This window comes from Methylopila musalis, assembly GCF_042679725.1.
Taxonomy (GTDB): Bacteria; Pseudomonadota; Alphaproteobacteria; order Rhizobiales; family Methylopilaceae; genus Methylopila; species Methylopila musalis.
Window position 1 is genome coordinate 1 of the sequence record NZ_JBHTMX010000253.1, and the last position, 3539, is coordinate 3539.

Annotated in this window: 4 protein-coding genes; all 4 read left to right on the forward strand. The window is 71.2% G+C overall.

Annotation, left to right across the window (positions count from 1 at the left end):
- Positions 1-2123, forward strand: a 2123-nt coding sequence (locus ACFQ4O_RS16190) for a hybrid sensor histidine kinase/response regulator (RefSeq protein ID WP_378777182.1), incomplete at its 5' end; no start/stop codon positions are given.
- Positions 2120-2572 (forward strand): chemotaxis protein CheW, encoded by a 453-nt coding sequence (locus ACFQ4O_RS16195; protein ID WP_378777184.1) that lies wholly within the window; start codon positions 2120-2122, stop codon positions 2570-2572. The genes ACFQ4O_RS16190 and ACFQ4O_RS16195, both read left to right, overlap by 4 nt.
- A gap of 83 nt (positions 2573-2655) precedes the next feature.
- Complete coding sequence (locus ACFQ4O_RS16200) at positions 2656-3021, forward strand: response regulator (RefSeq protein WP_378777186.1); 366 nt, start codon at positions 2656-2658, stop codon at positions 3019-3021.
- Positions 3022-3046: 25 nt separating this feature from the next.
- Positions 3047-3539 (forward strand): response regulator (locus ACFQ4O_RS16205; RefSeq protein WP_378777188.1); only part of this gene is annotated, 493 nt, incomplete at its 3' end.

Below are 3539 nucleotides of genomic sequence, written 5' to 3' on the forward strand. Positions count from 1 at the left end.
CGGCCGCCGTGTCCGCGCCGTCCGAGGCGGCCCCCGCCGCCCCCGTGGTCGAGGATGCGCCGCGCGGCGAGAGCGCGCTCGCCGGCCAGACCATCCGCGTCGGCGTCGACACGCTCGACCGGCTGATGAACATGGTCTCCGAGCTGGTGCTGACCCGCAACCAGCTGCTCGACACCGTGCGCCGGCGTGGCGACAGCGAGTTCGGCCCCTCGCTCCAGCGCCTCAGCCATGTGACGGCCGAGCTGCAGGAAGGGGTGATGAAGACCCGCATGCAGCCGATCGGCGCCGCGTGGCGGGCGCTGCCGCGGCTGGTGCGCGATCTGGCGTCCGACCTCGGCAAGAAGATCGAGCTCGTCACCGAAGGCGCCGAGACCGAGCTCGACCGGCAGGTGCTGGACCTCATCAAGGACCCGCTGACCCACATGGTCCGCAACTGTGCGGACCACGGCCTCGAAACGCCCGCCGAGCGCGTCGCCGCCGGCAAGCCCGAGACCGGCGTCATCCGCCTGTCCGCCTATCACCAGGGCGGCTGCATCATCGTCGAGATCGGCGACGACGGCCGCGGCCTTGACGTGGAGCGGATCAAGAAGAAGGCGATCGCCAACGGCCTCGCCACCGAAGCCGACGTCGAGAAGATGTCGGACGCCCAGATCCACCGCTTCATCTTTGCCCCCGGCTTCTCCACCGCGGCCCAGATCACCAGCGTCTCCGGCCGGGGCGTGGGCATGGACGTGGTGCGCGCCAACATCGAGCTGATCGGCGGCGCGATCGACCTGCGCTCCACGCCGGGCCGCGGCTCGGCGGTGGTGATCCGCATCCCGCTCACGCTCGCCATCGTCTCCGCGCTGATGGTGACGGCGGGCGGCGAGACCTTCGCCTTCCCGCAGCTCTCGGTGCTGGAGCTGGTGCGCACCCGGCGCGGCGGCGAGCACGTCATCGAGCGCGTGGGCGACGTGGCGCTGCTGCGCCTGCGCGACCGGCTGCTGCCGATCGTGCCGCTGCGCAACATGCTGGGGCTGGAGCCGCTGCCGCCGGAGAAGGCGGACGACGTCTACGTGGTGATCGCGCAGGTGGGCGAGGACATCTTCGGCATCGTGGTGGACGAGGTGCTCCACACCGAGGAGATCGTGGTGAAGCCCATGGCCTCGCGGCTGAACCACATCGGCCTGTTCTCGGGCACCACCATCCTCGGCGACGGCTCGGTGATCCTGATCCTCGACCCGAACGGCGTCGCGGCCGCGGTCGGCCCCTCCGCCAGCCACGACGCGGCGCTGACCGCCGAGACGGCGGCGCCCGTGGACGAGGACGACCGCCGCATGTCGCTGCTGCTGTTCCGCGCGGGCTCGACCGCGCCGAAGGCGGTGCCGCTCGCGCTCGTCACCCGGCTCGAGGTGATCGAGGCCGAGACGGTGGAGTTCACCGGCGGCCGCATGCTGGTGCAGTACCGCGGCGGGCTGATGCCGCTGGTGCCGGCCGGCGAGGGCGCGACGCTGAAGCCGAGCGGCCCGCAGCCGCTGCTGGTGTTCAGCAACGAGGGCCGCTCCGTCGGCCTCGTGGTCGACGAGATCGTCGACATCGTGGAGCACGCCATGGACATCGCCGCCTCGTCCTACACGCCGGGCGTGCTGGGGGCTGCGGTGATCGACGGCAGCGCCACCGAGGTCATGGACGTCGCCCACTACCTCACCATGGCCTATGACGACTGGCTGACGCGCACCGACCGGCCGCAGGATCGGGTCGAAAGCCCGACCGTGCTGCTGATCGACGACAGCGCCTTCTTCCGCAACATGCTGGCGCCCGTGCTGACCGCCGCGGGCTACCGGCCGACGCTGGCTGCGAGCGGCGCCGAGGCGCTTGCCCTGCTGCGCGCCGGCCGGCGCTTCGACGTGGTCGTGTCCGACATCGAGATGCCGGAGATGGACGGCTTCGCCTTCGCCGCCGCCCTCAAGGCCGAGGGGCTGCACCACGGCGCTCCGCTGCTGGCGCTGTCCTCGCTGGTCGGCTCCTTCATGGCGGAGCGCGCCTCGGAGGCGGGCTTCCACGACTTCATCGCCAAGTTCGACCGGCCGGGCCTGCTCGGCGCGCTCGAGACCCTGGCCCCGCGCTGGAGGATCGCCGCATGAGCGCCGACGATCAGATCACCTATGTCACCGTGGACGTGGGCGGGCAGATGTTCGGCATCGCCATCTCCCGGGTCCGGGAGGTGTTCGGGCTGGAGCGGCTGACGCGGGTGCCGCTGGCCTCGTCCGAGATCGCGGGCGTGCTGAACCTGCGCGGCCGAATCGTCACCGCCATCGACCTGCGCACCCGTCTCGGCCTGCCGGCCAAAGCGGTGGAGGCCGGCGCCATGGCGGTGGGCGTGGATTACCAGAACGAGGCCTTCGCGCTGCTCGTCGACCATGTGGGCGACGTGATGGCGCTGTCCGCCGCCGAGCGCGAGGACGCGCCGCCGACGCTCGATCCGCGCTGGTCGCAGATCGCGACTGGGGTGCACCGGCTCGAGGGCGGGCTGATGCTGGTGCTGGACGTGGACCGGGCGCTGGAGTTCCGCCCCGCCGCCCAGGCCGCGTGAGCGGGTATGCCTTTACCCGATCTTGAGAATGGACCGGACAAAGTGATCGTCCGGCGGTCCGGCCGGGAAGGGGAGCCCCGTCGATGAAGCACTGTCTTGTGGTCGATGATTCGAGCGTCATCCGAAAGGTGGCGCGCCGCATCCTCGAAGGCCTCGACATGAAGATCTCCGAGGCGGAAAACGGCCAGACGGCGCTGGCGCTGTGCCAGCAGGCGATGCCCGACGGCATCCTGCTCGACTGGAACATGCCGGTGATGGACGGCTACGAGTTCCTCGGCAAGCTGCGCTCGCTGCCCGGCGGCGACGCGCCCAAGGTGGTGTTCTGCACCACGGAGAACGACGTGTCGCACATCGCCCGCGCCATGCGCGCCGGGGCCGACGAATACGTCATGAAGCCGTTCGACCGCGAAATCATCACGTCCAAATTCGCCGAAGTCGGCCTGATCTGATCCCGCCAGAAAGGCGTCCCATCCCATGCCCACGTCGGCCGCCTCGGCGCCGGCGGAGGCGCTGCGCGTCCTGATCGTGGACGACAGCGCCGTCGTCCGCACATTGACCTCCCGCTGGATCGAGGAGGAGCCGGATCTCGAGCTCGCCGGCATCGGCCGCAACGGACGCGAGGCCGTGGAACGGGCCGGGCGCGTGCGTCCGGACGTCATCCTGCTCGACGTCGAGATGCCCGACATGGACGGCATCACCGCCCTGCCGCTGCTGCTGAAGGCCGCGCCCAACGCCATGGTGTTGATGGCCTCCGCGCTGACGCGCCGCAACGCCGAGATGTCGATCCGGGCGCTGGCGCTCGGCGCCTCCGACGTGATCGCCAAGCCGGGGCAGGGCGTCGATCAGGCGACCTACCGCGTCGAGCTTCTGGCCAAGGTGCGGGCGCTCGGCGAGCATCTGCGCCGCCGCGCCCGCGCCGGCTCGCCCGCCACGCGGGTGCGGGCGGCGGTGATGGCGGTTCCGACCG